Raw genomic sequence first — 2085 nt, forward strand, 5'->3', positions numbered from 1 at the left:
AGGCCTGACTGGAACTGGAAACGATTCTTCACGGCAGCCTCCTCGGATGGAATGTGCCGTGATTATATGAACCACCTACGACGTAATATGTCGCGCTTGTCTTCCAGCGGAAGATTGGCGCTAATCAGGATAAGTTTTGTCGTGTCCATTCTTTCTCCTCAAGGTTTCCAACAATTTGGCGTCGTCGGGATCTCTCCCTCTACTTTTTGTAGGTGTGGAAGGCGGTCTTTTTTCTCATGAGAAAATTTCCTCCTACTTTCCTATATACAGAGTTCAGACGAGTATTTCTCCACCGAGGAACAGATTTTTTCACATTCGTGGCATGATTTTTGACCGAGCGGCGGTAAGGGCAAGGGAATACGAAGTTTTTAAGGTAGGGAAGGCGCGGGGATATACGTTTCGATCTAGGAAAGGGCGGTGTGTAGGTATTCGGGGTTTTGAGCAGACGCGGTGCCGGTGGTACTGGTCGAGGATCGGACATCACCTGGAGAGGCGAACAGGAAAAGAGGGCACAGGCGCTTTAATATCACCTATAAATGAAGACTAAATCTGTCTTGTTGCCTGTTTTGGTGCGGATTAAGGGCGGAGTGGTATCACCAATAGAAGGTGGCAGAGACAAAAGAAAGGCCCCCAGTAACACGCCTGGGGGCCTTGTGGTGGTGGAGGGAAAACAGTCTAAGCGGAGCGTCTCAGTTCATCCAGGTAATCCGCCCATGCCTGCATCATGTCGCGCCGCTGGGCAAGGTGCGCTGTCCTGTTGTATGCCCTGCCGTTCGGATCTTTCACGGCGTGGGCTAATTGGTGCTCGATATAGTCGGGTCTGAATTGCAGCACCTCGTCAAGGATGGTCCGCGCCATAGCTCGGAAGCCGTGGCCGGTCATTTCGTCTCCTTCATACCCTAGACGCCTGAGCGCCGCATTGACGGTGTTTTCACTCATGGGGCGCAACCTGGTTCTGACACTGGGGAAGACATACCTCCCCTCCCCAGTCAACGGGTGCAGCTCGCGCAGGATCTCCAGCGCCTGAGCAGAAAGGGGCACAATGTGCGCCTGTTTCATCTTCATGCGCTCGGCGGGAATGTTCCATTGTGCTGAGTCAAAGTCAACCTCAGACCATTCAGCATGTCGAAGCTCGCCGGGGCGCACAAAGAAGAGCGCCGCCAGTTGCAGAGCACTACGGACAACAAAACCGCCCTTGTACCCCTCAATAGCACGCAAGAGTGGGGCAACCTCTTTAGGATCTGTAACCGCTGCGTGGTGCCGTGCTATTGCCGGTGGCAGCGCCCCTTTCAGGTCTGCGGCAACGTCCCTCTTTGCTCTTCCAGTGGCGATAGCATAGCGGAACACTTGCCCGCATATCGTCTTCACCCTGTGCGCCGTTTCCAGCGCTCCCCGCGCTTCTACCCTGCGCAGGACCGATAGCACATCCGGTGCCTCAATTTCACCGATTGTCATTTTCCCCAGCCAGGGGAACACGTTTTGCTCAAGCCTGCTCATGATGGTTTCGGCGTGGCCTTCGGTCCAGGTTGATCTGAATTTCTCGTGCCACTCACGCGCAACAACTTCAAAGCTGTTTTCCAGGGCGGCGACTGCTGCGGCCTTCTTTGCCTTCTTGACCGCGCTAGGGTCAATCCCGTTTGCCAACTGCTTACGGGCTGCGGCTCGCTTCTCTCTTGCCTCTGAAAGCGACACTTCAGGGTAGGTGCCAAGTGCCAATACCTTTTCTTTCCCGTCGATGCGGTACTTGAGACGCCAGCACTTCCCGCCGCTGGGGGTGATGAGCAGATACATGCCGTCGCTGTCAGACAGCTTGACTTGTTTCTCTCCGGGCTTTGCGTTTCTTGCCTTAACATCAGTCAGTGCCATGCCGGGGCCTCCTGGTGCGGATTCCGGTCGATTGCGACCGGCATTCCGATCTGATTGCGACCGCTGTTCCGGCGTGATCGCGACCGGCATTCCGACGGGATTGCGACCGGCATTCCGGAGCATTGCGACCGGCTGATTCAAGTAGTCGCGAGGTAACTCAAACGGTATCGTACACCTCACTTCACGAGGGAGGGCACGATGCCAAAGGAACGAGTTACC

Annotated in this window: 1 protein-coding gene; it reads right to left on the reverse strand. The window is 55.2% G+C overall.

The window, feature by feature from the left end; genetic code table 11:
• Positions 1–675 precede the first annotated feature (675 nt).
• Positions 676–1866: a tyrosine-type recombinase/integrase gene (locus tag ACYVL5_RS23495; RefSeq protein ID WP_460597976.1), complete on the reverse strand. Its 1191-nt coding sequence runs from the start codon at positions 1864–1866 to the stop codon at positions 676–678.
• Positions 1867–2085: the final 219 nt, after the last annotated feature.

The organism is Geomonas sp. Red276 (assembly GCF_054784495.1).

Excerpts from the sequence above, each read along its gene's own strand:
- ACYVL5_RS23495 (WP_460597976.1), bottom strand. The coding sequence starts at position 1,866 with ATGGCACTGACTGATGTTAAGGCAAGAAACGCAAAGCCCGGAGAGAAA.